Consider the following 26,114-nt stretch of genomic DNA (forward strand, 5'->3'; position numbering starts at 1 on the left):
CAGGCTCTCCGAGCCAATTGCTAAAAAAATTGGAGAAGGAAAATGCTTACGTTGAAGAAGACCGCTCTTGTGATATTGACTGCTGCGACCCTGGGCAGCGTGGCCACCATGGCAAATGCCGGCGTAAACTCGCCGCGCGATTCCTTTACTGACGGCGCCCACGCGATGGGCACGCGCGATCCGTTTACCGACGGCGGCCATGCAATGGGCACGCGTGATCCCTTCACGGATGGTAGCCACGCGATGGGGGCGCGCGACCCATTCAGCGATGGCAGCCACGCCGTGGGAACGCGCGACACCTTTACGGATGGCGTCTGATCCGCGAATCCCTTGGCGCAACCGTCCAGGTGCTGAGGTTTTGCAGTAACCCGACCGTGGGCCGTGATCAGGGCGGCCCGCGGCACACGACTGCTTTTTCGGCGGTGTCTCTACTGATCTTCCCTGGTCTGAAACTCAAGGCCGCAGCGCTGCAATCCCTTGCTTAGCAGTACGCCGTTCTAAAGGCGGCTTCTCCGCGCTCAATCTATATGGCGCCGCAGGCGATCAGCTTACCCGAGCAATCTTCCCCTCGCCGCCCGAATCGCTTCCTCTGCCAGCGCCAACAAATGTTCCTCGCAAGTTCCGAACGTTCTGGCGCGCCTGGACCAGGTGCCGCCATGCGTCGCCGCTATCCTCCGGTTTCATGCAGCGCTTGACCTTCCCACAATGGGAACCTCTAAGCTGGCGTCATCAGGCAGGGCATGGAAGTCCCGGACCCCAGATGACCGTCATCTTCGTGTAAGGAGCATGTCATGAAGATCACCCACCAATTGTCTGCCTCCGGTACCGGAGCCCATGGGTTCATGCGTTATCGCTGGCTGTTGTTCGCGGCAGCAGGCGTTGCGGCGATTGCACTCGGCGTGCAGCGCTGGAGCCAGGTTGCCTCGTGGCTGCCCTTTGCGCTAGTGTTGCTGTGTCCGCTGATGCATTTCTTTCATGGCAGCCATGCCGGCCACGGCAAGGCCGCAGTAGCAGGAAACTCGGATGACTCAGCGGATGCCCGGCCCAGCAACCAAAGGGAGCCAGGATGAACAGGACAAGCAACGAACACGATGCAACGGAACCTGGCCGCCACGGCGCCGGTTCACATACCCCGGCTCAGGATCAGTCTGGTCATGGCCATGAACACGAACCTGCGCATCACCATGCTCATGAACAGGCTGGAACCGGGATGACGCAGGCCCTCAAGGATCCGGTCTGCGGGATGACCGTCTCGGCCGATTCCAAATTGCAGGCTGAGCATTCTGGGGCTCGCTATTATTTTTGCAGCGCGTCCTGCCAGCAGAAGTTCGAGGCCGCCCCGGAAAAGTACACCACCCCGCCTGAGCCGCCCACGACGGAGCCTGCCGCCGAGGGCACGATCTATACCTGCCCCATGCACCCGGAGATCCGGCAGGACCATCCGGGCAACTGCCCGAAGTGCGGCATGGCGCTGGAGCCGTTGCTGCCGGATCTGGAGGAAGGCGAGAACCCCGAACTGGCAGATTTCCGCCACCGCTTCTGGTGGACGCTTCCGCTCACCGGCGTCGTGTTCGTGCTGGCCATGTTCGGGCATCGCTTCGGCTGGATGGAGGTCTCTACCCAGAGCTGGGTTGAGCTTGTGCTGGCGACACCCGTGGTGCTATGGGCTGGCTGGCCGTTCTTCGTGCGTTGTTTCCAGTCGATCGTCAACCGTAGTCCGAACATGTGGACGCTGATCGGAATCGGCACCGGCGCTGCCTATGTCTACAGCGTCATTGCGACCGCCATGCCGCAGGCGTTTCCGCAGACGTTCGCCGAGCATGGCCGCATCGGCGTGTATTTTGAGGCCGCGGTGGTCATTATCTCGCTCACGCTGCTGGGCCAGCTTCTTGAGCTCCGGGCGCGCTCCCAGACCTCCGCCGCCATCAAGTCGTTGCTGGGCCTCGCGCCCAAGACGGCCCGACGTATCGGCCCCGACGGAGCCGAGGAGGACGTGCCCCTCACCCATGTCCACGTGGGCGATCTGCTGCGCGTGCGGCCCGGCGAGAAGGTGCCGGTCGACGGCGTGGTAATGGAAGGCACCAGCGCGGTCGACGAATCGATGATTACCGGCGAGCCCATTCCGACCACCAAGCGCGTCGGCGACCGAGTCATCGGTGCCACGATGAACACGTCAGGCAGCCTCGTGATCCAATCCGAAAAGGTCGGCTCTCAGACCGTGCTGTCCCAGATCGTCCAGATGGTGGCGCAGGCGCAGCGATCGAAGGCGCCGATGCAGCGGATGGCCGACAAGGTCGCCGGCGTCTTTGTCCTCGGTGTCATCGGCATTGCCGTGCTGACCTTGGTCGCATGGGGACTCTTCGGCCCCGAGCCGAGCTGGGTGTTCGGACTGATTAATGCCGTCGCGGTCCTGATTATTGCTTGCCCCTGTGCACTGGGCCTTGCCACGCCGATGTCGATCATGGTCGCGAGCGGCAAGGGTGCTTCCAACGGCGTGTTGTTCCGCGATGCCGCTGCCATTGAGAATCTGCGCAAGGTCGATACCCTGATTGTCGACAAGACCGGGACGCTCACCGAGGGCCGGCCGGTGTTTGAGCGCGCCATCGGCGCAAACGGTTATGCCGAGGAGGATGTGCTGCGCTTGTCCGCCAGCCTGGACCAGGGCAGCGAACATCCCCTGGCGGCCGCAATCGTTGAGGCAGCCCGCGAGCGCGGCCTGCAACTGGAAAAACCGGAGGGCTTCGAGTCCAGCAGCGGCATCGGGGTAAGAGCCACGCTGGGCGGCAAGAAGCTCGCGATCGGGAACACGGCGCTCATGCAAGCGGAAGGGATTCTCATCGATCCGCTCGTGGCGCAGGCTGATGGGCTGCGTGCGCAAGGCGCCAGCGTCATGTATCTCGCTGTCGAAGGCAAGCTTGCTGGTCTGCTCGCCGTCTCGGACCCGGTAAAGGCCACCACGCCGGAAGCGCTGGCGCTTCTGAGGGAAGAAGGTATCCGTGTCGTGATGGCGACCGGCGACGGGATTGCAACGGCCAAGGCGGTGGCGGGGAAACTAGGCGTTGACGAGTTCCACGGCGAGGTGAAGCCGGCGGACAAGCTTGAACTTGTCAGATCCCTGCAGCGGGCAGGCGCCGTTGTCGCCATGGCCGGCGACGGCATCAACGATGCGCCGGCACTTGCGAAGGCGGATGTCGGCATTGCCATGGGCACCGGCACCGATGTCGCGATGAACAGTGCCCAGGTCACGCTGATCAAGGGAGATTTGCGCGGGATTGCCCGCGCCAGGGAACTCTCCCAAGCGACCATTCGAAACATGAAGCAGAACCTCGGCTTTGCCTTCATCTATAACGCCTTGGGCGTTCCCCTGGCCGCGGGCGTTTTGTATCCGGTCACAGGCTTGTTGCTATCGCCGATGATTGCGGCGCTCGCGATGAGCCTGAGTTCGGCCTCGGTCATCACCAATGCATTGCGGCTCCGGAAAGCGCAGACCTGAGGGTCCTGCCACCGGCCAAAGCGACCGTATGTATGTTTCAGGAGTCAGTTCTAATGAAGAAGTTTCTTTTCACTGCCGCATTGCTGGCGATTGGCGTCACGGCGCATGCAGCCTCGCCGTCTCTGGTGGTGTACAAGGATCCCAATTGCGGATGCTGCGAAGGTTGGGTACGGCATTTAAATGAAGCCGGCATCCGCACCAAAGTCATCAATTCGACCGATGTCGACGCCATCAAGACGAAGCTGGGAGTCCCCGCGCAACTGGGCTCGTGCCATACCGCAGTGATGGAAGGTACCGGCCAGGTGGTGGAGGGGCATGTGCCCGCGGCAGCGGTCAGGAAACTGGCTGCCAGCCCGGCCGTAAAAGGCGTCGCAGTGCCTGGTATGCCGGCAAACTCCCCCGGCATGGGCAAGATGGACGGTAACCTCGTGACGGTCGATTTTGGCGGCAAGCCGTTCTCGAAGAACTAAGGTCGGCGGGATCGGCCACGCTGAACGCGGATAACGACTACGCGGCGATCCAGGCCTGGCTGGCGTTGCACGAAGCCCCGGCCACGCAGCGGACGTACCGCAAGGAGGCCGAACGCCTGATCCTTTGGGCGATTATCGAACGCGGGCGGCCGTTATCGTCGCTGACGACGGAAGATGCGACGGCCTACCGCAGCTTCCTGCGTCGGCCGGGGCCCGCTGCGCGGTGGGTCGGGTCAGCCAGACCGCGGAGCGCGCCAGACTGGCGCCCGTTCACCGGCGCCTTGTCGGCCCGCTCCACCGCCCATGCCATGTCCATCCTGGGCGCGCTGTTCCGCTGGCTCATCCAGCAACGCTATCTGCTGGCGAATCCGTTTGCGGGCATCAAAGTGCGGGGCGGGGGGCGCACGGCGGCGTTGGACCGCTCGCATGCCTTCACCGAAGGCGAATGGCTGCTGATCCGCACCCTTGCCGATGGCCTGGAGTGGTCGTATGGCTGGGAGGCGCCAGCCGCGCAGCGGCTGCGCTTTGTGCTGGACTTTGGCTACGCCACCGGGCTGCGTGCCAGCGAGCTGGTCGGTGCAAGCCTCGGTGACATCGAGACCGACGGCCAGGGCGATCACTGGCTCAAGCTGATCGGGAAGGGCAGTCGCGCCGGCCGGGTTGCGCTGCCGCCGTTGGCTCGGTCGGCGCTGGATCATTACCTCGTCGCGCGCGCCCTGCCGATGGCGGCGGCGCGATGGGATCCCACGACGCCGCTCGTCGGCGGGTTGGGTAAGGACATGGCAGCCGGTATCACCAGTACGCATCTGTGGCACGTTGTGCGGCGATTCTTTGCGCAGGCTAGCGCGCTGATCGCCAGCGACCATCCGGCTGCGGCCGAGAAGCTGCAGCACGCGAGTCCACACTGGATGCGCCATACCCATGCGACCCACGCGCTGGCCCGAGGCGCCGAACTGACGACGGTCCGGGACAATCTGCGTCATGCCTCAATTTCTACGACCTCAACCTATCTGCACGGAGACGAAGTGAGGCGGGCACGACAACTTGGGACGGCCTTCCCAGTTCATCGTGACTAGCCGAGCGATCCGGAGCGAAAACGAACCCGCGTGAGAGGAATATATGGAAGGTGAACCAGTGACTGGCGCCGAGTCAGCCGCCGTCTACGACCACAGTGAAGTCATGAATCCGAGCTTCCGGCTGGCAGTAGGCGCCGACGGAAGTCTTCCCTGCAGGGATCTCTACGTCCAGACCTTTGCACGGTCGGAACATGGGCCGGATGATTGGATTTCGCAGCCGGAGGGGCAGTGGCATCTACTGGCGCGGATTCTGCCGCAAAGCATCGTGACGTATCCCGTTCACACCAATCCCCATGCGCAGCGCTATTTGAGGCCTCGGCATGGGCGCATTCGGACGATCATCCTCCAGGGTGGCGAAGAGCATGCGATGCCCGATAGTCCGGAGGCCGCGGTCTCGCTCATTGAAGCGGCGCTGCCCTGGCGTGCCTCCAATGATTGCGCTTACGGCCTTGGACTGACGAAGGAGCTGGATGCAATCTGGTTGGGCATCCAGCAGATTACCGGTGTCGACACGCTCATCGTGACCAAAGACGGCGAGACCAAGCTCGAAGGCAGCGCGGTTGTGATGCCCGAGGGAGAACTGGACATGCTGCGGCACGCGCTGGACAGAGCGAATCGGCATGTGCGCAGTCGTGTCCAGTTGGCGAAGACCACGCACATCCGGAATACCCTGCTGACCCAGTTAATCCCCGAGCGCTTTCCGCCGATCGTCCAAGTCGGGGCCACCGGCGAACTCGTTGAGGTGCGTCTGGATCGAACGCGTCAATCGACCGCGACGGTTCGCGCGCAGCGGCGCGCTACCGTTCGGGCCGTGCGAGAGAATGCCGCGCTGATTGCCCATGAAGCACCGGAGGAGCTAATGGAGCTCCATGCCGAAATCGAGCGGGTCACCTTGGCCAGCATGATCGAGCGTTATGAGGGGATGCTGGCACAGACGCTACCGGAAGGCCGGTGGCAGTCCTTTTTCGAGACCAACATCTTCATCCTGACGATGCTGTTCGCTCGGCCCGTTCGCCTGCTTCATACCCAGTTTCACGCGCAAGGGTCGAGTTTGAGTGGCTCTGGGGCGCAAGTTGGCGATTTCTTGCTCGGGGAACTGGGGCAATCGCTGGCGATTGTCGAGATCAAGAAGCCTTCGACCATGCTCATGCTGAACGCCGCGTACCGGAACAGCGAGGTGTATGGACCAAGTGCCGAGCTGAGCGGGGCCATTACGCAGGTGCTGTACCAGCAGAGTGCCCTGCACAGCAACTGGCTTGCTCACCAGATTCGGCCGGAGCTGCGTGATTCCCGGCCCGACGCGACGAAATGCGTGATTATTGCCGGCTTGACGCCCACGGAGGAACGGCAGCGGCGCAGCTTCGAAATTTTCCGCAACGCGTGCAAGAATGTCGAGGTGGTAACTTTTGACGAGCTATTAGGCAAGCTGCGGGTTCTGTTGCAACACCTGGCTCCTGCGAGTTGATCAGACAACACCGATCCCTGTATTAAACCGGTTTGCTGCGTCACCGGAATCTGAGAAGGTCGAATTCGTGTATATCTCCAAGATCCATATCGAGAATTTTCGCCGGTTTGGCGCAGGCGATGACGCCTTTGAGCTGTCGCTGAACCCCGGCCTGACAGCCTTAGTCGGGGAAAATGACGCTGGCAAGACGGCCATCATCGACGCGCTACGTCTGGTGATTGGCACGCGAGACCAGGAGTCGCTGAGACTGGATAGTACCGATTTTCATCAGTCGCCCGCGGGGGCGCGTGCTAAGGACATCAGAATTCAGCTCACGTTTTCGGCGTTAACGCCAAGCGACAGAGCCGCATTTGCCGAGTATCTGACCTACCACGAAGACGGCCTTGCCGAGCCGCGTCTCATTGTGACGTGGATTGCTCGGCGGACGGAGGGTGGGGTTGGATTGCGCAAATACCTGCCGGTGGAATGGCGGACGGGAGCCATTGGTGACGGCCCCTCACTGGACTCGGAAGCCCGCTTCCAGCTTCAGGCAACCTATCTACGGCCGTTGCGTGACGCCGAACGCGCGATGTCGGCAGGGCGGGGGTCCCGGCTATCCCAAATTCTGCAGCATACAAAGGAGATCAAGGACGGCATCGAGTTTGACGTCCAGGTGCTCCACACGCTGAAGCCCGAAGATCTTAGCGTGTTAGGCGTCGGTGACTACACGAATTACCTGATCGAAACGTCGCGCGGTGTGACAGTGACCCGCCAACGGCTGAACGACGACTATCTCAGGCATCTGTCCTTCTCTGGGGATACTCTGAATGCCCGCGTTCGCATTAACGGACATCGCGACGACAGTACCCGGTTGCGAACGCTGCTCGAGAAGCTTGAAGTCGCATTGGGCTCAAACGACCTGTCGGAAGACGCACACTCTCGTGGCCTGGGTTCGAACAATGTCCTGTTTATGGCCTGTGAGCTTCTGCTTCTAGGCACGGAGGAGGATGGCTTTCCGCTGCTAATCATTGAGGAACCGGAGGCTCACTTGCATCCGCAACGTCAGCTGCGGCTGATGGGCTTCCTCGCGGATCAGGCATCTCGGGAGCGGCCGGATGGCCAGCAAATTCAAGTCATCCTGACCACGCACAGTCCGAATCTGGCTTCCCACGTGAAACTGGACAACCTCGTACTCGTACGGGACGGCCGCGCCTATCCGATGGGCGAGGGCCAGACCAAGCTGGAGAGAACCGATTACCGCTTTCTACAACGGTTCCTTGACGTGACGAAGGCCAACCTGTTCTTCGCCCGTGGGGTCGTCATCGTCGAGGGGGATGCGGAAAACATCCTGCTTCCGACGCTAGCAAGGCTGGTGGGACGTGATTTCGAACGGTTTGGGGTGTCCGTCGTCAATGTTGGGGGTGTTGGACTCAGCCGCTATGGTCGGATTTTCATGCGTCGGAATCCAGGCATTAGCCGCGAGCTAAAAGTCCCGGTCGCGTGCATTACCGACATGGATGTGATGCCCGATTGTGCGCCGCAAATTGTGGGGAAGATCGAGGTGGGCGCGACCATCCCCAAGCTGCCCGGTTCCAAGCGCCGCTGGAGGGTAAAGAGCGACTTCTTGCCGGGAGGGCTCGAATCGAGGCGGCACAAGATCCGCGATAAAGCCCAGGAGCAGCAGGTTCGCACCTTCGTGGCGGACGAATGGACGCTTGAGTACGATCTTGCGTACTTCGGCTTGGAGAAGGAACTGTGGTTAGCGGCTGCCCTGGCCGACGCCGATGACAAGCTGAACGAGAAGAAGACGACGCCATTTCGGGTCATGTGGGTCGCTTTGCATGCCTACGAGAAGATCGCTAGCCTGTCGCAAGAGGAACGTTGCTCGCACGTGTACGAGCCCTTCGCCAGATCCGGGGGCGTGTCGAAGGCGATTGCCGCGCAGTATTTGGCGGAACTGTTGGAGTCGAGCGTGCGGCGGGACGAGAAGGAACGGGCTCGTTTGCTTTGGCGCCTTCCTCAATATATCCGGGATGCGATCGCTCATGTGACTGAGCCGTTTGAACCGCTACCTATGTCGACGCCTGAGGCCAAGGCTGCTGACAATGCGCTTGACGACGCGAGCGGCCCAGCGATGACACAGGGGGCCGATCATGCGTGAACCGATTGCGCCAAGCTTCAGCCCTATCAGCGATACGGAAATCGCGTGGGCCTGTGCCATCATGGGGTTGCCAGATAACGCCTTCTCGGCGGAGGGGAGCGAGGATCCGCGGCATACCGTCATGCAGTCCCTGGACACGCTTGATGTCGAGGCCTGTCCTGGCAGCGGGAAGACAACCTTGTTGGTCGCGAAACTGGCAATTCTTGCCAACCGATGGACATCGAGCCGCCATGGGATCTGTGTGCTATCGCATACCAATGCCGCCAGGACTGAAATTGGCGATCGCTTGAGCGCATCAAGCGCCGGCGTACGCCTGCTGCGCCACCCCCACTTCGTTGGCACAATCCATTCGTTCGTGAATGAGTTTCTGGCAGTGCCTTGGCTGCGTTCCAAGGGATTCCCCATCAGGGCGATTGATACCGACATTGCACTGCAGGATCGGTGGCGCCGGATCCCATGGAACATTCAACTCGGTCTCGGCAAAAAGCGTATGGGATGGTGGTCCTTGACGTACACCAGACCGGATTACACGGGAGGGCCGAAGGAAGAGTATTCCAGTGCAACGCCGACATACAAGGCCATGCTTGACGCCTGCCAGGCGTCGACAGCGGCGGGGTATTATTGCTTTGATGAAATGTTCATTTGGGCATCGGAATTGCTCGATCGTCACCCGCATGTCATCAACACGATTCGTCGTCGCTTTCCCTTCGTTTTTATTGACGAAGTCCAAGATAATTGTGAGTTGCAAGCAGCATTTCTGCACCGGCTGCTCGTGGACGGCGAGGATCCTGTGATTCGTCAACGCTTCGGTGATTCTAATCAGGCGATCTATCATGCATCGGGTGCCGGCGGCGCCGTAACCGATTACTTTCCGGGGTCCAAACAGGCGGATCTGCCGAATAGTTTTCGATTTGGGAACGAGATTGCCTTGGTGTCTGCGCCGCTGGGGGTTCGCCCCCAAGCGCTTGTTGGGCAGGGACCGACGCCAGCGAAAGTCCAGCACGCCACCTGCAAGAACACGCTCTTCCTGTTCGATGACACGTCGGTCTTGAATGTGCTTCCCGCCTATGCGCGCCATTTGCTCAAATCCTTTGATCACGAGGCGCTCGCGAGAGGCGAGTTCACCGCGGTCGCTGGAGTTCATCGGTCCGATAAAGACGACCATCTGCCACGGTTCATGGGGCACTATGCGCCTGACTACCTTCCCGAACTCGCCGGGCGTCAGCCCAAACCAGCCTCGTTTCTCCAGTTTCTCGCGCGCGCAAGGCTGGAGTTGGAGGAAACCCGAAGCACCCATCCAGTAACGCGATGTTGCGCGGAGGCAATGCTCAAGCTCATTGAGCTTTCAAGTCCAGATCAAACCATCCCGACTGGCCGCCACGCTCATCGGCACCTGCTTTCGCTACTCAACAGCGACGGGGATCGCAGGGGCTATTTGGCGATTCTGGATATCCTCATCGTACAGCGAGGCCATGTGTCTGCGGACCAATGGCAGGACACCATCCACCGAAAGTTGATGGCCTTAGCCGCTGGGGTTACGGGAGGGCCCATCACCAACGGGGCGGCCCTCCAGTTTCTCACGTGGACAGAAGAGTCGACTGCCCAAGAGAATGTTGACGCGAAACGTATGGTCAATCAATTTCAGTACCCTGACAAGAATCCAAAAGTGTCGATTCGGCTCGCATCGATTCACGGGGTGAAAGGGGAGACGCATACCGCTACGCTAGTCCTCGAGTCCTTTCAGAAGACGCACCAACTGAAGGCACTGCTACCGTGGCTTACCGGAAAAAAGCCAAAAGGGAATGGCGACAACACGGCAGAAACTCCGACGCTACAGGAACGTCTGAAACTGCACTACGTTGCCATGACCCGACCGTCCCATATGCTGTGTTTGGCGATGCGGCGCGATGCCCTGGGCAAGGGAGATCTAGCGGCCTTTCAGGGAAGAGGCTGGCATATTGTCGATTGCAATGTCGCCGAAACCTAGCGCGCTACGCCGGTATCCCCGTAGCCTTGCTGCATACGCCCGGCCTGGATTGCCATCTTGTAATGCGTGTGCAACATCACGGTTAGCTAGCGCCTCGTATATTAGAGACTGATGGGCGCTTCCGAGCTTGGCGGGGTAAGCGGAGACATCCATCGTGCCAGCTGACGCCTCTCTCCCCGGGGCCCAGCATTCTATAAGTCCCCGCAGCATCCTAGGCTGCGGGGACTCTGTTTTTTTTGACGCACACGGATTGCGGCGAAAAGCCAAAGGTGTCATCCGGCGTATATCGCCGCAAAAAGCCGTCCCGTTGCGCGAGTTCAATCGGGTCACCAGAGCCCATGATTACCGGGTGTCGTGCAAGAAGATCGCCATGTGGTGGCACATCTTCATTATCGTGCTCGGGTAGAGCGCAGCGGCCGCTCGCGACTTCCGGGAGGCGTGCGGCAGCTTCGATTCCCTCATTTATTGGGGTTGACGATAATCCCCGCTGGGGATATAAGTGACCAGGGAAATTATACCAACATAAATTGGGATAAATGGGATCCAAGCAGAAACGCTATCCAGCCGCCCAGCAGGATTTTCTGCGGGAGGCAATGAACCAACCCGGGATGACGCGCGAAGAGTTTGCGGCACGCCTCAGCGTGGCCAAGCAGACGCTCGACAAGTGGCTCTTACCGAGTGAGTCATCTGACTCCCGGGGCTTGCCAGAGATGGGCCGTGCATACATCCAAGAGATTCTGGCGTGGCACCACAATTCAAGTTCAGATTCGGGGTCGCCTCGATAGGGTGTAAATGACAGGGGACCCGGCGGCGGTCTTTCGACAGGGCTTGCCGGCGAAATGTTTACTGGCCCGACATCATGCATGAGCAGGTTTCCTCCTTCACCAGCGATCGTTCAGGAGCCGGAAAAGAGGGTAGCAATGCGGTCAAATGGCTCGGGCCCGATTGTCATACCCGTTGATTGGTGCTTCGACTGCCCGTGGAATGGGGCCTGTCGGGACGATTCAAGCAGCGAGGTCCTTCCTGCAGGCGTGCGACCTGAGGTCCATCAAGGCGAACTCCCCGCAGGCCTATCGCCGACGACTGGATGAGTTGACCGGCGCATTGATCGAACGTCTTCCGGCGGACGCACAGCATTGGGGGAGCGCGCGAAAGTTCGTCAACATCTTTCTGCGCAACTGTGCCTACAACCGTTTCATGTGTGAAGCATATCGCCTTGACCGGGTGGAGGCGTGGATGGAAGTGCCGCTAGATAGCCACGTCGCGGCTGGTCTGAAGCACGATGCGCTGGAGGCCAATCTTGACCTAACGTTGCCACGCTGGAAAACGGTAATCGGCCTGACGCCGGAACTTAGCGATAGCTGGCAGAGGGTGGCCCATGCTATTGCGCAGAGGGGAGGAATCCACCGCGTGCACCTCGACGTCAGGTATTGGAACGGGGCGCATTTGCAGCTTCAGGCGAGGCATTAGGAACGAGCAATGGACTCATCGCTGGCCAAGGCGGGGCATATGGAAGCCGCTCCAAACGAAGATGCGGTATTGAAAGCATTTGCTGCGGAGCATTCCCACGATCAGTTTTCGATCAACCGGAGCGCGAGCCTCGGTGCTGCCGGCGTATGCGTCGCAATTGCACTGACCATGGTACAAACTCAACTCAGGACGAATGATGCGGTAGCCAGCATCATCTGTTCCTGCATCGCAATTCCACTTTTTCTTCTTTCCGCGTTTATTAACGAGTATTTCTTGTTCTTGGGGGAGAAGTCGTATGGTTTTTACGAACATGTGCGTGTCCCGCTACGCCTGATCAATGCATCTGCCGGCGGATTGCTCCTGATTTCCTTTGCATACGCCTCGCACAGTGTTTCGTCGTATGCCTTTTATGTGGTACTGGTTGCATCGGTCGCGGCCGCAGTTGGCTTTGGGCGATTTCACCGTAAGCTGGAATCTTGGCTTGCGAAACAAGCCATCGGCCGACTCGAGCCCTGAAACCCAGATGGTTATCTGGGATAGTGATCTCGAATGGCCCCGCTGCGTGGCTGCGCCGTTCGAGGCCGGTGCACAACGAAGAACCCCTGAGATGCGAAGAAGCTAACATGCCGAAGGCCAATGCGAAACGCTTGTCTGAACTGAGATTCGGCAATGATGTCGGGGCGATCAACGCGGCCCTGGCTAAAGGTGAGATTACCGAACGGCAAGCACAGAACATGCTGAAGTTCATCGCGACTGCGACTGCAATCAGGGAGCATCCTTTGCAGACATATCCCATCCAGGACCAGGCTGGTCAGTTTTTGGGAGAGGTCACTGCTCGCCCTGATGGCACCTGGTCAGCGCGTCGATATGGGCCCGAGTACAAGGCAGGCGGCGCAGTCCTCGCAAGCGCGGAGGAGGCCGAGCGTTACGTGCGCGGCGTCCCTCAGGCGACTGGGACGGAGGTGGGTGTCGAGATCGGCGACCTTGATCTGGCACCATTGCTTGGTGAGCCCACCAGTGTGCTGCTCGTAGCGGGACTACAGGCGCTCTGGCGCGAGCGCGTGGCCGCACGGAGCGCAACGTTGTCTGTTGCGACCATGCGTGGCGTCGAGCCACCTGCAGAAGAGATGTTTGGCATTGAAGAAGTTGCTGCGCTACTACGGCGCCTCGGGGCCGCGCCGGCTTCGATTTGATCGGGAAAGCAATGGAAATCACAACGGCGATAGTCCCCGCTTCTGATGCGGAGGTGGCCCCCGCGATAGTTAGCGAACGCGGCGGGCGCTTTACCCGAAGCTGCGCGCGGCCGTTACAGCTGAGTCACCACTGGAAATGAGGGAATCGATGAGTTTTGCCGCAAGCAATGGCAGGTGCTCGAACGTTTGGTGAACGCTGCCACTGACATCTTCCTCGGCGCACTGAAGCACACTGACCATGGCGGTAGTTTCAAGGGGGTGTTTACGCTGAACGTCGATGGGGTACCAAAGCCCGTGTTATTGGTCGGCAGCGCACATGGCAGCCACGAAGACGGTGAAGTGATTGCAGTCCTTAACCCGGATTCCGAGGTGAGCGAAAAGCTGCGCCCGGGGGTTGCCTACAATGGTGGGTCCTTAAAGGAAATCGTCGCGGGCAGGTGTGATGCCATGGTCCATGTATGGATTGACGCGTACAAGAGCGACCCTTTCACGGTGCTCGAGAAGTACACGGCACGTGCATCTGTCGGGCCAAAGTTCAAAGTCTGAAATGCGCTGGAGACGCCATGCCAGCACTGACTCTTGCGGATTCGCTTAGACTTGCGATCAACGTCTCGCGGGACGTCGGAGCGTCCCGTGGTCAAGACGCCGACCGGGCCAATGCTCTGCTGGCGTTGTATGGCGAGCCGCTGGCACACCTGTAAAGCAGCGAAATGGAAACACTTCAGTGGGACGAGCGCCTCCACTATCGCGACCGCTTGCGCGCATCGCGCTATGCAGCTTTGGCAGACGCCGAGGCGTTCAGTGAGATCTGTTTCGCTGTGGAGGCAATAGGTCTTCGCCTATATGGAAGGGAGGCGACGATGAATCACTACCTCCCCCGGATACAAGTATTAGCGAAAGACTCTGCTGTATTCAGCGAAATGCCTCACCGATTTCCGCAACTGTTCTCCCGCTTTGACGCCCTATATAAAACCGTGCAAATCGCGCGCAACGACGCCATGCACGCCGGCATATACGCGCGACATGTCACCACCGCAGCGATTGAATTGTGCATAGGTTTGGAGGAGGCCTTGATGAAAGAGCAACAGTTGGTACGAACGAAGGTCAAGGACTACATGGTCCGGTCACCCATCATCGTGCATTCCTGGCAGCCAGTTGCATACGCTCGCCAGCTGATGCTGATGCATTCGTTCACGTTCCTCCCTGTCAAGATCGGCGATTGGAAGCTGGTTCCAGAGGTATCCATGGCGAAATTCTTGCGACGACATGATGACAGGAAGTTGGCCCTGGGCATATCTATTCAAGACGCTGCGGGCTTGGAGAACAATGCACTCGACCTCCTTACGGCGCACGTGGTTGGGCCGGAGGACGAGGTGTCTGACCTCCTCAGCGGTGCGCAAGCGAATCAACCAACACTGTGGTTAGTCGACGATGGTCATGCCGGGCTCGCTGGCGTGCTGTCCCCGTTCGAACTGATGTGACGCGGAAAAGAACGATATGCAAGGGACAGAGTTATACGACGCGCTCGTGCCCGCACTGTGGGGCGATGTGGACGAGGACAAGCACTTTCCTGTGGAGCAGCCGTTGCTCGCCCACTATACGTCGGTGGCAAACTTGGTCAATATCGTGAAGGGAGCGGAGCTTTGGTTCTCCAATCCTCTCAACATGAATGACTACGAGGAGATGCGGTACGGGTTGAGTGAGGGCATGCGCGCGGGGGAATCGCATGCGCTCCTCCGGGCGACTTGCGAAGAGCACGGCTACTATGCGGAGTTCATCGAAAGCCTATCGGCTTGCTACCGGCGGTTTGAGAGTGAGCACGCGTTTGACACGTATGTCGTTTGCTTTTCGAAGCATGATGAGGCCAAGGATGTCGATGGTCGCCTATCGATGTGGCGCGGGTACGGTGGAAATGGTAGTGGCGCAGCCATCGTGGTTGATACAAAGAGGATCAATGCAAACGAACAATCACCATTTATCATCGCCCCCGTCGATTATGGCACCGCCGAAGAGCGAAGGGCATGGATAAGTGAAAGGCTTGATGTTCTCGCCGCGGAGTTGAAGCGGCAACAGGTGCGAAAGGACGGCGCCCCAATGGCCGCAGCGGCGTTCTTCGAGCGCTTAAAGCAGTTCGCCTTGTTCTCGAAGCATCGCGGATTTGAGGAAGAGAAAGAGTGGCGTGTCGTCCATTTCAGAGATAGAGATTCGGCGGGGCGTCTTACCGCCATGTTCGGCTACCACATTGGCGCAGACGGAGTGCATCCGAAGCTGAAGCTCAAGTTGGCGCCGATCGACGGAGTCACCGGCGATGACTTCGGTCTTGACAATATTGTGCACCAAATCATTCTCGGGCCGACGCATACAGGTGTATCAAGGCTGGCCGCACTTAGGATGCTGCAACTTGAACGCCCCGCGCTTGCAAGTCGATTGAGGGCCTCCTCGACGCCATTCCGGCCGTCGTAACCAGAAGCAATCCACCAAGGGAATCTTACAATGGAAGAGCAGTTGTTGAATGACGCTGCTAAGGGGTTGGTACACCTCACCGGCGTGGGTAACGTCTCGGTGTGGACGGAGGAGGTCTATATTGCGTGACGGGCACGTAAGGGCGAGGTCGACTTCAACCAGGCTGGTTTTGCGCTGGTCTGGTTGAACGCGGCTAGGGCTGGCAAGCCCTCCGCGGTGATGGACGCATACACTGGCCTGCGGGTCAGCTTGATCGGTTGAAGTAGTAAATGAGCAGGAAGAACGGATGAGTACATTTCAGGTGGGCGACGTCGTGAGGCTCAAGAGCGGCGGACCAGGCATGACGGTGGAAGAGGTCGGGGACTATTCGCAGAGCAAGCCTTCGGGGCCACGCAACGGTGTCCTATGTGCATGGATTCTCGGAAGGACGTTTCACCGCCATATCTTTGACGCGGCAATGCTCTGGAGGATTTAAGGTGGACAAGATGATGAAGCCGGATAGCACCCGAAAGGGCTGGCTTGTCCGCACGGGAAACGACTACCTGTTTCCGCAAGGCGGAGACGTTGGCTACACGCCGAACCTGGCAGATGCCGGAGCTTTCGAATCAGAAGAGGAAGCCATCGAGGCGGGTCGAGACCATTGCGATCCTGGCTTTGTGGTGATTCGCGACCCGCGCTGAAAGACGGAAAGATCATGGAAGTTGAAGTGCAAATGGATGGCCAGCGATACGTTGGCGAGGTCCATGAATCGGATGGCGTAGTCACTGTTATGACCGACGGCGGCTATATGGAGATGACGTCGATCGGCGGTAGCGGTATCGAGTCGATAGCGAGAACCCTGCTATTGCGGATGGTAAGGGCGGGAAAAGCTAGGCCCAAAGCCGCCTGACAATGGAGGTCGAGGAGAAGTGCCGGTCACATAACCTTTGCGGCGGCAGTGCTTGTGACGATCGCTGGCGGCATCCAAGCCGTGGGCACACGTGATGCGAATGGCGGGGTGGATTCCTTCGGCGGTCTTGTATGACCACGCGAAGCGGTGAGGTCCGTGATGCGAGGGAAGGGGATGGCATTACAATCGATCAAGAGGACGAGGGGACGAGGGGAAGATGACGCGTCCCAACGACAAGGATAAGGCGATGCACGGGATCCGCAAGAGTTGGACCGGCTGGGTGGCATGCCTATTGGGGAGGCACGAGTGGCAACAGAGTCCTCACTACCACTACATTCTCAACGACAGCGGTTTCAAGTTCTACGAATGTGCTCGTTGTGGTAGGTCGCGCACCCTCCGTTGATCGAAGGAAAAGGCATGATCACCGCAGAATCGAAATCACGGTTCCGACTTTGGTGAAAGATGGTGTTGCACTAACCGCTCAAGTTGAGAAGCTCTTTAGTGCCGTCGCGGCAGCGATACGGGGAGCCAAGTTTGAAGACGCTTGCAGTGTGGTATATCGTGCATATTGCGCAATCGGAGACAGATGTGGGCCGAATCTTGATCGATTTACCTGATACGCAAATAGAGGAATTAGCGGCAATAGCGGAGGCCGAGCATCGGTCACGGGCCGCTGTCATCCGAGATGCCGTCAAGACGTACATTTCGCAGCGAAATCTGGGGCTTGGAGCTGACGTATTCGGGCTGTGGAAGGACAAGAAGATCGACGGCGTCGAATACCAGCTGGAGCGGCGCTCGGAGTGGTGAACGGCGCTCAATAAGCGCCAAATGGCACTTTCGTCCAATGGCGCCCCTTGGCCAGCTCGAGCTAGTCACGCCGGTGGGCTCTCTGGTCGATGATATTCCGATGTTCCGGTGCAGCTAGGCACCCTATGCTGAAAGTGCCCGATCCCAGCCCATCTGCTCCCGGTTCATTCAGACTCCCATCCTGCGAATTGACGTTCAAAATCCGCGGGGTTGAAGTAATCGCGCTCATACAGTGATCTTGTCGTCCACCACTGTGCGCGTTCCCGTCAGCACCTGGCGCTGTTTGGAACCAGCAGCGGTATGCCGCCCAGCGTGCGTTGTTCGATTGACTGGTGTGCACGGACGGCGTCGGCGAGCTCGAAGTGCACGGCGTCGATATCGCGGAAGGCGCCCGATCGAATTAGGGAGAACAGTTCGGCCGATGCCGCGTCAATGGAGGTGCCATTGACAAACTGGGGTGTCCCGCCGCGCTTGATCTGTATGCCGCGCTGCGCCAGATCCGCTGGTACGGTGAGGGGAAGACCCGACGCTGCGCCAATGGCCACGATGCCGCCACCCGCTCGCACGGCCTGCGCCGCTTCATCTGAGGTGGCTTGTCCTACGAGGTCAAACAGGACATCTACACCGTCCGGGGCCACTGCACGGATCTCGTCGCCAAGAGCGATGTCGCCTGCATATAGGGCGTGATGGGCGCCGGCACGTACCTTTGCCAGTTTGTCGCGAGAGCCGGCAATGCCGATCACAGTTGCGCCAAGTGCCTTCGCCCAGCGCGACAGGATGCTCCCTACGCTGCCCGAAGCGCCAGTCACAATGGCCGTTTGGCCTGGCTCAAGCCGGTGCAGGGCACGCAATGCCATCCAGGCCGTGAACCCTTTCGCAAGGAATGTCGCGGCGGTGAATGTGCAGATGTCGTCCGGAAGCTGGATCAGCGATTCGGCGTCAATCAGCCGCTCGCTTGCATAGGCACCCGAAGCAAAGAAGTAGGCCACCCGGTCGCCGGCGGCCAGGCCGCTGACGCCCGGCCCAACCTGGGTTACCGTGCCCGCGCCCTCAAAACCTGGCACCGTGGGCAGCGGCACGGGATAGCTGCCGTTGCGCACCATGGTGTCCACGAAGTTGACGCCGATGGCGTCCTGCGTGATGCGTACCTGACCGGGGCCGGGCATCCCTACGTCTGCCTGTTCCAGACGGAGCACCTGCGGCGCCCCCGTCTCGTACATGCGAATGATCTGAGCCATCGTCGTCTCCTTGCGTTTCGGGTGGGCTGCGTGGTCAGGCTGACTGGCCGCCGTCGACGTTTAGGGTCGCACCGGTGATGTAGGACGCGTCGGAGCCGGCAAGAAACGCCACGGCCGCAGCAATCTCTTCGGGCTGGCCATACCTTCCAAGCGACGTCATGTTCTTAAGCGTCTCGGCGAAGGGGCCATCGTCTGGATTCATGTCGGTGTTGATGGCACCCGGTTGGATCAGGTTGACGGTGATGTTGCGGGGGCCGAGGTCGCGCGACCAGCCGCGAGTGTAGGCGGCCACGGCGGCCTTGGAGGCGACATAGTCTGCCGCGCCTGCGAACGGAATATGCACGGCGCCCGTGGTGCCGATGGAAATGATGCGGCCGCCATCGCGCAGCAGGGGAACGGCCGCGCGCACGGCAGTCGCCACCCCTTTTACGTTGACGTCGAATTGCCGGTCGAGCGCGGCGACGTCGGTCGCCGCATCGTCGACCGGACCTGTCACGAACACGCCGGCGGAGCTGACCAGAATGTCGAGTTGACCCAGCGCGGCATGGGCCTGCGCAACGAGGTGCCGGACTTCGTGCGCGGCCGCTTGATCGGCCTTGATGGCGACCGCGTGGCCACCGGCGGCCTCGATTTCCGCGACCAGCGCGTTGGCACGATCCGCCGAAGCGGCATAGCTGAAGGCAACGGCCGCGCCGTCGCGGGCTAGGCGTCGCACGATGGCGGCACCGATGCCGCGGGAACCGCCGGTGACGAGGGCAGCCTTGCCGGCAAATGGAAGGGTTCTCGTGTTCGTGTCTTTGCTCCTGAGTCGATGCGTTGCGTTGGGTTAATGGCGTTGCATTAGGTGCAGAGAATAGAGCGAGGATTGCCGCGTGATTAGGTGGTCTAGAATTGATCCATCTTCAAGCAATCGTTGAAAGCCTATGGAAACCCTGGCCAATCTGGAGAGTTTTGTGAAGAGCGCGGAACTTCGGAGCTTTTCGGAGGCGGCACGCCAGTTGGGGCTGACGCCGGCTGCCATCAGTCGCAATGTCGCTATGTTGGAGCGCAATCTCGGCGTGCGCCTGTTGCAACGATCTACGCGCCGGATCACGTTGACCGAAGCAGGGGAGCGGTTTCTCGACGCGATCGGCGGCAGTCTGGACACGCTGCAGTCGGCGATCGAGGAGACCGCCTCAGGCGCGGCCGAACCCGCGGGCGTGCTGAAGGTAAGCCTTAGCCCCACGGTGGGTCCGGCCTATATCCTGCCCTTGCTGCCGGAGTTCCTGCGGCGCTATCCGCGTGTGCGGCCGGAATGGCATTTCGAGAGCCGGCAGGTCGATCTCGTGCATGAGGGATATGACCTGGCGATCGGCGGCGGCTTTGAACTGTCCGCCGGCATTGTCGCGCGCGCCCTGGCGCCGGCTCATATCGTCGCGGTCGCGTCTCCCGACTATCTGCGCAACGCTGGGGCGCTGCCTGACCATCCCGATGAACTGGGGAGCCTGCGAGGCGTTGTAATGCGAAGCATTGCGACAGGCCGTATTCGGAAATGGACCATGCAAGGCCCGAACGGCGCGCAGGCTACGGCGGCGGTGAACGAGGACATTGTGATGAACGATCCCGCATCCATGCGCGAAGCCACGAGGGTCGGGCTGGGCGTGGCGATGCTTGCGGTGCCGGACGTCCTGACGGACCTTGCGGAAGGCCGGCTGGTCCGCCTGCTTCCGGAATGGCACGCCGACGCGGCAATGATCTCGCTCTACTACGCATCCCGACGGCTATTACCAGGGAAGACACGTGCGTTTGTGAACTTCGTGATCGAGCATTTCCGGCGGATCGGCTACGCCGAAAAATTCGACGCCACAACGAACCATGTGGCCCGCGAAAGCAAAAGAATGCGACAGCAACGCAAATGAGCGGTATGGACTATCGGTAATGAGGCCAGTGTCGTGGTGAAACCATGGCAGCCCGGGATGCCAATTCCGGCCTCCAAGTGGGTTGATGCACACATAGGTACCGTTGGAAGGTAGGCACCTGGCACATTGCCTGTATTATGGGTCTGGCTCTGCAGATTGGCCGTATAAGCACTTGAGCACCAGGCGTTGAAGTGCCGGTGCTTGTTGTCCGTTAGGGAGGCTCTGCAAATATGAAACTCCGTCCCACAGAACGCCAGTACCTCCTGGAGCAACACGCCAAAGCGGTTGACCGTATGGTCAGGTGCCTGAATGACGCTGAACTCCAGAAGGCCGACGAGGAGGTAGTCTCGGCTTGGGCAGAGTATTCCGACGACAATTGCGCAACGTGGCTTACACTTCCGGATGACGATGCGACCTTGCGCACCATTCTTCTGAGGTACTTGGTGCGTCAGAAGCAAGAAGCGGCTTCTGAGCGCGTTACCGCTATTGCTGCTGCAGACGGAAGCGGGGATCTCATGATTTCGTTGTCTGCAGAGCTAGTCGAGTCCCTTGACTGGAGGGAAGGAGATCAGCTATCGATTGAGATCGCCGACGGCGACACGTTGGTGCTCCAACGCCTATAGCACAGCAGGCGTTCGAGCCACCAGCGCTCAAAACATCCGCGACGGCTTAACTTCCGCCACCGAAACGGCCCCAGCAAGGTCGCTGGGGGTTGCAACTTCAGCGTCCGCTTGTGCTCACTATTTAGTCGTTGAGTCGGGAAACGCCCTCAATGAGGTTGGGGTGCCAAGCGATGCCTTGAAGCAACGTGTGGTTCGTTCGCACCCAATGTTCGGAATCGCCCTAGGCGGTGGTGAAAGTCAGGGGCGGCCGTCGGCCCCAGCGAACTGGGCGTTCGCGCGGCGCGGGGGTGGCCATGGGGCTTCCAAATCCCAATCTAGCGAACCCCAAACGTTGATGATCCAGATGGAAGGCGATGTGGGCATTGCGTGCTTCGCTGGGATGGGCGAATGGCAGATACTGATATGCGTGGCCACCGGATTGAAATTCCAGGATTCCGCCAGCTAACTGCTCGGTGATGGCCATGATTCCCCCCGGCCGGTGGACCCGCGTGCGTTGTCTCAACAGTCGCCAGGGCGGCGGCTTTCGCGCCAGTGGTCGCCAGCCTGCCGAGCGATTCCGCTCGAAGCTATGGCCACGCCGCGGCTGTGAGGGACTTTTCGCAAACTTGATGGAAGAGCTGATGCTGTCCTGCACACAGACCTCACCGTCCAAGATGCCTCCCGAGGGTAGGGCAAATCCGAGAGTGGACTTCGTTCGACAATGTGGCTCGCACGACATCAAAGGATAGTCAGCGGCAGCCAGCTTTGACGGGCCCGCCAGCGAGCCAGCCAAGGGATGCCTCTGGCTTCCACCATAGTGGATCCTAATGACCCGAAAAAGTCAGCGCAGCATCTTCTCTCACTTATTATCGGTCATTTCTTCACGTTGATCCTCCTGGCCCAATTTTCCTTGAATTCAAGTGGCATTACATTGAGGCTTTCCTATTGGATTGAGCGCCCCTGATGATCGTGTCAAAAGAATTTTGCGTCTAAGATCAATTAGCCATAAACTATCTTCTCACATCCATTGACTGGAAAGGAAACTCGCATGGCATCCTATAAGGAACTCATGTCCCAGAAGCAGGCTCTGGAAGCCCAACTGGAAGAGGTACGCGCTAATGAAGTAGCGGGCGTCATCGAGAAGATTCAGACACTGATGGCGGAGTATGGCTTGACGGTCGAAGACATTTCCAAGCGCCGTCGCGGCCGTCCAGCGGGCAGCGGTGCAAGCAAGCCGCAGTCGGAACTACCCCCTAAGTACCGCGACCCCAAGACCGGAAAGACTTGGTCCGGCCGTGGTCGCCAACCGGCATGGCTTGGCAAGAACCCCAAAAGGTTCCTGATCGCAGAAGAAGCCTAGGTAAGAACGGTATTCATCTCGGCCACTTCAGTGCGAATGTCTGTGATGAATATCCGGATAGTGAGGATGCTTGTGAACTATCGGGGCATGCCTGTGGGCATGCGTGTGCGGCTCCAACCCGTCCCACGGAAAATCATGCTCATGCTGGTGATGTTCGTCGTGGCGGTGGGCATGGGTGTGTTCCATCGCCTCGTGGATATGCTCATGCTCGTGCCGTTCCCGCAGATGCAGCCACACGCCTAACGCCATCAGCGCTGCAGCAAGCCAGAACAGGACACTGGGTATCTCCGGCCATAACGCGAAAGAGATCGCCACGCCAAACAGTGGTGCCACCGAGAAGTAAGCCCCCGTCCTGGCCGTACCAAGGTGGCGAAGCGCGATCACAAACAGCGCCAAGCTCACACCATAGCCAACGAATCCGATCAGCAGCGCCGATGCCAGCGGTAGTCCGGCCGACAGCTTGGCGCCGGCTGCCAGTGCGAATCCGGTATTGCATGCACCTGCCACCAAGCCCTTCAGGCACGCGATCAGGACGGGGTCATTCGATGACACCTTGCGGGTAAGGTTGTTGTCGATTGCCCAGCATCCGCAGGCTGCGACGATAAGCAGCGCACCCGGGGACAAGGCGGCGGCCTCTGGTTGCCAGGACAGCAGGACGCCTCCGGCAACGATGGCGATCATGCCGAGCACGATTTGCCGGTCGGCATTCTCTTTGAACACAATCCAGGCGATAAGCGCGGTGAAGACGCCTTCGACGTTCAACAGGAGCGAGGCAGAGGCGGCGTTCGTGACGACAAGGCCGGTCATCAGAAGCGCCGGACCAGCAACGCCGCCAGCCAGGATCGCTCCCAACAGCCATGGAATCTCGTGACGTGGGATTGGCGGTTGCGATGGCGGCTGGTTAGCAGGCTTCCGAGCAAGCCTTCTTAGAAGCAGGTATCCACCTAGACCCAGACCGCTCCCCAGATACAACAGGCCCGCTAGCAACAGTGGCGAGACAGAACCCGTCAGGGTTTTGGCCAGCGGCGTACTTGCTCCGAACAGTAGTGCAGCAGCGAGCGCGGGGGCGGCAGAACGAATGGACATGTCAGACAGTGCGATGGCAACAGTTATGTTTCAACAAACGCTGCAAGAAATTTCGCCTCCCGCCGGCAGGTGGCCCAGCAGAATCTTTGAACATAACGGTTCTTATGCGTTTTTTGCATAACCCTGCACGGAGGGCGGTTGCGCAACCATTGAGCCGCCGAGTCCCAGCTATCCGTCATGAAAAGGCTACTCTGGCCCGCGGACGATTTCTCCCAACGAATCTAAAGAGGTCGCGGTCGTTCGCTTCACCGGGGCGAGAACTTGCAGCGCGATGCTAACGAGTTGGACCGGTCTGATCAGCTCGCGGTCTATATCGAGAATTTTGGCTTCCGTGGTGTAAATGGCTTGCTGGTCTCCTGCAGTTCGCCACGCTTCCTTCAAGACGGCGTGGTAATGCCCGGTACTTTGCGTACCGCTACCGTCGTTGCTGATATCGACAGCAGCAAGCAGCTGAGCTGCTTCCTCATCGCCGTCTGGCAGCAGTTCAATGCGGACCCGCAACATAGGTGATTCCTTGCCTGATTGGTTCACTAGGATGCGCGCCTTCCTGCGACGCGCTTTCCGTATCAACAACGGAAGGCGACCACAAAGGGGAAGGCGCGAAGACGCTGCTACTGGGCTTGCTCCATGTGGGCTTGCTCCATGTCGTCAAGCTTGGCTCGAAGTGTTTCGACGAGCCAGCAGAGGAAGCTTTCCCATCCTTCCCGGGTAATGGCTATACCCTTGCCACCCTCGACCAGAACGCAGGTTGAGAGATCTCGGTCTGTAAGCTCAGGCTGGAGCAGCAGCCAACGAGCAAGGATGCTCTCCAACTCGTACGGGACGTCATGCAGGTAAAGGTAGGAGCCGACTTCAGTCTCGACGTAAGGAAGCCCGGCCGGCAGCCAGGCCGACAAGAGCCGCATTTTCTGTTGCAGTGACATAGCAGATCTGGCTTAAGACGCCGTTCCGTTCCCATCTATGATGGTAAAGCGGATTCTAGTGGGCGAGTCAGAATGTTAGCCGAAGTGACCTCAGTGGGAACTGCACGTGGTCGCCAGAGCGCTGCCATCAAATGTGAGATGGCCAAAACCAGGCCGTCCAGGAACTCAAAGCCGAGGATTTCTTCCCGATCGGGAAGTTTTGCGCGCTTGTAGAGACTTTGCCGCTTGAATCTTCCCGCTCGGGAAGATGAGGCGCGCCCGAACCCAAGTCGGGCAGCTAAACCGTAGCGTAAAGCAGTACGGAAAAGATAAAAAGTGCCTCATAAATCAATTCATGACACTTTTACGTCGAGTTACAGGACAACTTTACGTTAGAGGACTTTTGGCTCAAGTACGACATTACTATTTGGGCCTAACATTTTTGTTTCGCATAATATGCATTATGTAAAATTAGAGCAGTCTCGGCACCCCGTCCCACGACAGCCGTCGGTTTGCACAAACTTGTTCCCGGTTTTTGCAGAATTCTGTTCCTGGCCCCATGGGCCAGACCAAAGACCGCCGCGGGAAGGCGACCTGACCCGTGACGGCCGCGCGCGCGCCGGTCGGCGTTCCTTCCTAGGATGACCCTTGACACCAGCGTCGCGCCGCCTTGCTACGCCGGCAGCAGGCCATCGGACGACGACGGCACGCGGCGACCCGGGGTGAGATCAAAATCCAGATCGAGTTCCACGCCGTCATAGTCCACCCGCGGCGCCAAGCGGCGGCGTGGTCCGGCCTCGAGGCGCACCAAGTTGTAGCGTTCCATGGTGCGTAGCGTACGCGACAGATTCGAAATCGCGCGCCCGGTTTTCTCAGCCAACTCGTCGAGGGACTCAGGGTGTGTCTGGCTGATGAGCGTGAGTAGTTCGCGGTTGGCGGGCGACAGCACTTTGGCCAGCACGTCGAGCGATTGGAACCAGACCTTTGGCTCGTCAGGACCTGGCTTATATTGGCCCCGTGCAATGGCGATCGTGCGCGCCTTGTAGTCTTCGAGTGACGCGATGCCAATTTTCAATCTGCTCATGATCCGCTGCTCCTTTGCTGGAGGATATTGTCGACTTCCGCCCAAAAATCGGAGACAAGCGTGCCGGCATCCTGGTAGTCGTAAAACCGCACGCGCTCGCCGGCGTGCTTGTGGTCGTACTCGATTCGAGTGCGCGCCCCAGGGCCGTTGCCCTCGAAGATGGAATGGGCGTTGTCAAAGCCCAGGAGGCGCAGGCCAGCCGCGTCGTGCAACGTCAGCGAATATTTGATGCCATGTGGCCGTTCGGGCGACACCACACAAGTCTTCGCTTCAAACTTGACCCAGCATGCCCCATCGGCGTCAACGGTGAAACTCTCGCCATCCAGAGCGAGTAGCTTGTCCAAGCTTGGGTCACGTGTCATGCCATATCTTATCAGGGTCTGATAACAAATTAAAGCGCGAGGCCGTCGGCGTCGTGCCGTGCGCGCCGATACTGGATAACCATACAGCATCGGCCCGGCTCCGCGCAGGAGACTTAGCCGGCGTCGCCG

General features: G+C 59.5%; 28 protein-coding genes and 1 pseudogene. 21 read left to right on the top strand and 8 right to left on the bottom strand.

The window, feature by feature from the left end:
- The first annotated feature begins 42 nt into the window (after positions 1 to 42).
- From CTP10_RS33200 to CTP10_RS33280, 18 genes and pseudogenes are all read left to right on the top strand, one after another.
- Entirely contained in the window at positions 43 to 318 is a 276-nt protein-coding gene (locus CTP10_RS33200) for a hypothetical protein (protein ID WP_116323742.1), read from the top strand.
- A 473-nt stretch (positions 319 to 791) separates the two neighbouring features.
- Positions 792 to 1,070 (top strand): DUF2933 domain-containing protein, encoded by a 279-nt coding sequence (locus tag CTP10_RS33205; RefSeq protein ID WP_199414747.1) that lies wholly within the window; start codon positions 792 to 794, stop codon positions 1,068 to 1,070.
- A 140-nt stretch (positions 1,071 to 1,210) separates the two neighbouring features.
- A complete protein-coding gene (locus CTP10_RS33210; protein ID WP_116323741.1) occupies positions 1,211 to 3,493 on the top strand; it encodes a heavy metal translocating P-type ATPase in 2,283 nt (760 codons plus the stop codon).
- A gap of 53 nt (positions 3,494 to 3,546) precedes the next feature.
- Positions 3,547 to 3,963 carry a DUF411 domain-containing protein gene (locus tag CTP10_RS33215; protein WP_116323740.1) on the top strand — a complete coding sequence of 139 codons (417 nt, stop codon included), beginning with the start codon at positions 3,547 to 3,549 and terminating at the stop codon, positions 3,961 to 3,963.
- A gap of 11 nt (positions 3,964 to 3,974) precedes the next feature.
- Positions 3,975 to 5,039: pseudogene (locus tag CTP10_RS33220) on the top strand (tyrosine-type recombinase/integrase); the annotation flags it as partial.
- A gap of 43 nt (positions 5,040 to 5,082) precedes the next feature.
- Positions 5,083 to 6,504: a Shedu immune nuclease family protein gene (locus CTP10_RS33225; protein ID WP_233528467.1), complete on the top strand. Its 1,422-nt coding sequence runs from the start codon at positions 5,083 to 5,085 to the stop codon at positions 6,502 to 6,504.
- Between the two features lie 67 nt (positions 6,505 to 6,571).
- Entirely contained in the window at positions 6,572 to 8,644 is a 2,073-nt protein-coding gene (locus CTP10_RS33230; RefSeq protein ID WP_116323738.1) for an ATP-dependent nuclease, read from the top strand.
- The gene (locus CTP10_RS33235) at positions 8,637 to 10,631 is read left to right on the top strand and encodes a UvrD-helicase domain-containing protein (RefSeq protein WP_116323737.1); all 1,995 of its coding nucleotides are present in this window, start codon (positions 8,637 to 8,639) and stop codon (positions 10,629 to 10,631) included. Before CTP10_RS33230 ends, CTP10_RS33235 begins: the two co-directional genes overlap by 8 nt.
- A gap of 1,092 nt (positions 10,632 to 11,723) precedes the next feature.
- Positions 11,724 to 12,101 (top strand): hypothetical protein, encoded by a 378-nt coding sequence (locus CTP10_RS33240; RefSeq protein ID WP_147316337.1) that lies wholly within the window; start codon positions 11,724 to 11,726, stop codon positions 12,099 to 12,101.
- A gap of 9 nt (positions 12,102 to 12,110) precedes the next feature.
- Positions 12,111 to 12,617 (top strand): hypothetical protein, encoded by a 507-nt coding sequence (locus CTP10_RS33245; protein WP_116323734.1) that lies wholly within the window; start codon positions 12,111 to 12,113, stop codon positions 12,615 to 12,617.
- A gap of 107 nt (positions 12,618 to 12,724) precedes the next feature.
- Positions 12,725 to 13,294 carry a hypothetical protein gene (locus CTP10_RS33250; protein ID WP_233528466.1) on the top strand — a complete coding sequence of 190 codons (570 nt, stop codon included), beginning with the start codon at positions 12,725 to 12,727 and terminating at the stop codon, positions 13,292 to 13,294.
- A gap of 174 nt (positions 13,295 to 13,468) precedes the next feature.
- Positions 13,469 to 13,840 carry a hypothetical protein gene (locus CTP10_RS33255; protein WP_116323733.1) on the top strand — a complete coding sequence of 124 codons (372 nt, stop codon included), beginning with the start codon at positions 13,469 to 13,471 and terminating at the stop codon, positions 13,838 to 13,840.
- A gap of 164 nt (positions 13,841 to 14,004) precedes the next feature.
- Positions 14,005 to 14,775 (top strand): hypothetical protein, encoded by a 771-nt coding sequence (locus CTP10_RS33260; RefSeq protein ID WP_271816197.1) that lies wholly within the window; start codon positions 14,005 to 14,007, stop codon positions 14,773 to 14,775.
- 16 nt (positions 14,776 to 14,791) lie between these two features.
- The gene (locus CTP10_RS33265; RefSeq protein ID WP_271816198.1) at positions 14,792 to 15,757 is read left to right on the top strand and encodes a DUF2971 domain-containing protein; all 966 of its coding nucleotides are present in this window, start codon (positions 14,792 to 14,794) and stop codon (positions 15,755 to 15,757) included.
- Positions 15,758 to 16,097: 340 nt separating this feature from the next.
- Positions 16,098 to 16,232 (top strand): hypothetical protein, encoded by a 135-nt coding sequence (locus CTP10_RS41365; protein WP_442875263.1) that lies wholly within the window; start codon positions 16,098 to 16,100, stop codon positions 16,230 to 16,232.
- A gap of 1 nt (position 16,233) precedes the next feature.
- Positions 16,234 to 16,437 carry a hypothetical protein gene (locus CTP10_RS33270; RefSeq protein WP_442875257.1) on the top strand — a complete coding sequence of 68 codons (204 nt, stop codon included), beginning with the start codon at positions 16,234 to 16,236 and terminating at the stop codon, positions 16,435 to 16,437.
- Between the two features lie 14 nt (positions 16,438 to 16,451).
- Positions 16,452 to 16,646, top strand: coding sequence for a hypothetical protein (locus CTP10_RS33275; RefSeq protein ID WP_116324042.1), 195 nt, complete (start codon positions 16,452 to 16,454; stop codon positions 16,644 to 16,646).
- A 588-nt stretch (positions 16,647 to 17,234) separates the two neighbouring features.
- The gene (locus CTP10_RS33280; protein WP_116324041.1) at positions 17,235 to 17,453 is read left to right on the top strand and encodes a ribbon-helix-helix protein, CopG family; all 219 of its coding nucleotides are present in this window, start codon (positions 17,235 to 17,237) and stop codon (positions 17,451 to 17,453) included.
- 266 nt (positions 17,454 to 17,719) lie between these two features.
- Here the strand turns inward: CTP10_RS33280 and CTP10_RS33285 are convergent, their stop codons facing one another.
- Entirely contained in the window at positions 17,720 to 18,691 is a 972-nt protein-coding gene (locus tag CTP10_RS33285) for a zinc-binding dehydrogenase (RefSeq protein WP_116324040.1), read from the bottom strand.
- Between the two features lie 34 nt (positions 18,692 to 18,725).
- A complete protein-coding gene (locus CTP10_RS33290) occupies positions 18,726 to 19,421 on the bottom strand; it encodes an SDR family oxidoreductase (RefSeq protein ID WP_116324039.1) in 696 nt (231 codons plus the stop codon).
- Between the two features lie 193 nt (positions 19,422 to 19,614).
- Between CTP10_RS33290 and CTP10_RS33295 the strand changes: the two genes are divergently transcribed.
- Both CTP10_RS33295 and CTP10_RS33300 read left to right on the top strand, forming a co-directional pair.
- On the top strand, positions 19,615 to 20,589 hold the full coding sequence (locus tag CTP10_RS33295) for a LysR family transcriptional regulator (protein WP_271816202.1): 975 nt from the start codon (positions 19,615 to 19,617) through the stop codon (positions 20,587 to 20,589).
- A 230-nt stretch (positions 20,590 to 20,819) separates the two neighbouring features.
- Complete coding sequence (locus CTP10_RS33300) at positions 20,820 to 21,212, top strand: hypothetical protein (RefSeq protein WP_271816204.1); 393 nt, start codon at positions 20,820 to 20,822, stop codon at positions 21,210 to 21,212.
- Between the two features lie 220 nt (positions 21,213 to 21,432).
- Here CTP10_RS33300 and CTP10_RS33305 read toward each other — a convergent pair whose 3' ends face one another.
- Positions 21,433 to 21,675, bottom strand: a complete 243-nt coding sequence (locus CTP10_RS33305) for a hypothetical protein (RefSeq protein ID WP_271816207.1) — start codon at positions 21,673 to 21,675, stop codon at positions 21,433 to 21,435.
- Positions 21,676 to 22,239: 564 nt separating this feature from the next.
- On the opposite strand from CTP10_RS33305, the gene CTP10_RS33310 reads away from it, so the two are divergent.
- Positions 22,240 to 22,551: an H-NS histone family protein gene (locus CTP10_RS33310; RefSeq protein WP_116324096.1), complete on the top strand. Its 312-nt coding sequence runs from the start codon at positions 22,240 to 22,242 to the stop codon at positions 22,549 to 22,551.
- Positions 22,552 to 22,578: 27 nt separating this feature from the next.
- On the opposite strand, the gene CTP10_RS33315 is transcribed toward CTP10_RS33310, so the two are convergent.
- From CTP10_RS33315 to CTP10_RS33335, 5 genes are all read right to left on the bottom strand, one after another.
- On the bottom strand, positions 22,579 to 23,637 hold the full coding sequence (locus CTP10_RS33315; RefSeq protein ID WP_271816209.1) for a DMT family transporter: 1,059 nt from the start codon (positions 23,635 to 23,637) through the stop codon (positions 22,579 to 22,581).
- 186 nt (positions 23,638 to 23,823) lie between these two features.
- Positions 23,824 to 24,141, bottom strand: a complete 318-nt coding sequence (locus CTP10_RS33320; RefSeq protein ID WP_116324058.1) for a hypothetical protein — start codon at positions 24,139 to 24,141, stop codon at positions 23,824 to 23,826.
- Positions 24,142 to 24,248: 107 nt separating this feature from the next.
- Entirely contained in the window at positions 24,249 to 24,560 is a 312-nt protein-coding gene (locus tag CTP10_RS33325) for a hypothetical protein (protein ID WP_116324059.1), read from the bottom strand.
- 652 nt (positions 24,561 to 25,212) lie between these two features.
- A complete protein-coding gene (locus tag CTP10_RS33330) occupies positions 25,213 to 25,623 on the bottom strand; it encodes an HVO_A0114 family putative DNA-binding protein (RefSeq protein ID WP_116324060.1) in 411 nt (136 codons plus the stop codon).
- Complete coding sequence (locus tag CTP10_RS33335; RefSeq protein ID WP_233528511.1) at positions 25,620 to 25,967, bottom strand: toxin-antitoxin system TumE family protein; 348 nt, start codon at positions 25,965 to 25,967, stop codon at positions 25,620 to 25,622. Before CTP10_RS33335 ends, CTP10_RS33330 begins: the two co-directional genes overlap by 4 nt.
- Positions 25,968 to 26,114 lie beyond the last annotated feature (147 nt).

This window comes from Cupriavidus sp. P-10 (assembly GCF_003402535.2).
In the GTDB taxonomy this organism is placed as follows: domain Bacteria; phylum Pseudomonadota; class Gammaproteobacteria; order Burkholderiales; family Burkholderiaceae; genus Cupriavidus.

Coding starts and splice junctions, on each gene's coding strand:
- CTP10_RS33200 (WP_116323742.1), top strand. CDS start 43: ATGCTTACGTTGAAGAAGACCGCTCTTGTGATATTGACTGCTGCGACC.
- CTP10_RS33205 (WP_199414747.1), top strand. CDS start 792: ATGAAGATCACCCACCAATTGTCTGCCTCCGGTACCGGAGCCCATGGG.
- CTP10_RS33210 (WP_116323741.1), top strand. CDS start 1,211: ATGACGCAGGCCCTCAAGGATCCGGTCTGCGGGATGACCGTCTCGGCC.
- CTP10_RS33215 (WP_116323740.1), top strand. CDS start 3,547: ATGAAGAAGTTTCTTTTCACTGCCGCATTGCTGGCGATTGGCGTCACG.
- CTP10_RS33225 (WP_233528467.1), top strand. CDS start 5,083: ATGGAAGGTGAACCAGTGACTGGCGCCGAGTCAGCCGCCGTCTACGAC.
- CTP10_RS33235 (WP_116323737.1), top strand. CDS start 8,637: ATGCGTGAACCGATTGCGCCAAGCTTCAGCCCTATCAGCGATACGGAA.
- CTP10_RS33245 (WP_116323734.1), top strand. CDS start 12,111: ATGGACTCATCGCTGGCCAAGGCGGGGCATATGGAAGCCGCTCCAAAC.
- CTP10_RS33250 (WP_233528466.1), top strand. CDS start 12,725: ATGCCGAAGGCCAATGCGAAACGCTTGTCTGAACTGAGATTCGGCAAT.
- CTP10_RS33260 (WP_271816197.1), top strand. CDS start 14,005: ATGGAAACACTTCAGTGGGACGAGCGCCTCCACTATCGCGACCGCTTG.
- CTP10_RS33265 (WP_271816198.1), top strand. CDS start 14,792: ATGCAAGGGACAGAGTTATACGACGCGCTCGTGCCCGCACTGTGGGGC.
- CTP10_RS41365 (WP_442875263.1), top strand. CDS start 16,098: ATGACGGTGGAAGAGGTCGGGGACTATTCGCAGAGCAAGCCTTCGGGG.
- CTP10_RS33275 (WP_116324042.1), top strand. CDS start 16,452: ATGGAAGTTGAAGTGCAAATGGATGGCCAGCGATACGTTGGCGAGGTC.
- CTP10_RS33285 (WP_116324040.1), bottom strand. CDS start 18,691: ATGGCTCAGATCATTCGCATGTACGAGACGGGGGCGCCGCAGGTGCTC.
- CTP10_RS33295 (WP_271816202.1), top strand. CDS start 19,615: ATGGAAACCCTGGCCAATCTGGAGAGTTTTGTGAAGAGCGCGGAACTT.
- CTP10_RS33300 (WP_271816204.1), top strand. CDS start 20,820: ATGAAACTCCGTCCCACAGAACGCCAGTACCTCCTGGAGCAACACGCC.
- CTP10_RS33305 (WP_271816207.1), bottom strand. CDS start 21,675: ATGGCCATCACCGAGCAGTTAGCTGGCGGAATCCTGGAATTTCAATCC.
- CTP10_RS33310 (WP_116324096.1), top strand. CDS start 22,240: ATGGCATCCTATAAGGAACTCATGTCCCAGAAGCAGGCTCTGGAAGCC.
- CTP10_RS33315 (WP_271816209.1), bottom strand. CDS start 23,637: ATGTCCATTCGTTCTGCCGCCCCCGCGCTCGCTGCTGCACTACTGTTC.
- CTP10_RS33320 (WP_116324058.1), bottom strand. CDS start 24,141: ATGTTGCGGGTCCGCATTGAACTGCTGCCAGACGGCGATGAGGAAGCA.
- CTP10_RS33325 (WP_116324059.1), bottom strand. CDS start 24,560: ATGTCACTGCAACAGAAAATGCGGCTCTTGTCGGCCTGGCTGCCGGCC.
- CTP10_RS33330 (WP_116324060.1), bottom strand. CDS start 25,623: ATGAGCAGATTGAAAATTGGCATCGCGTCACTCGAAGACTACAAGGCG.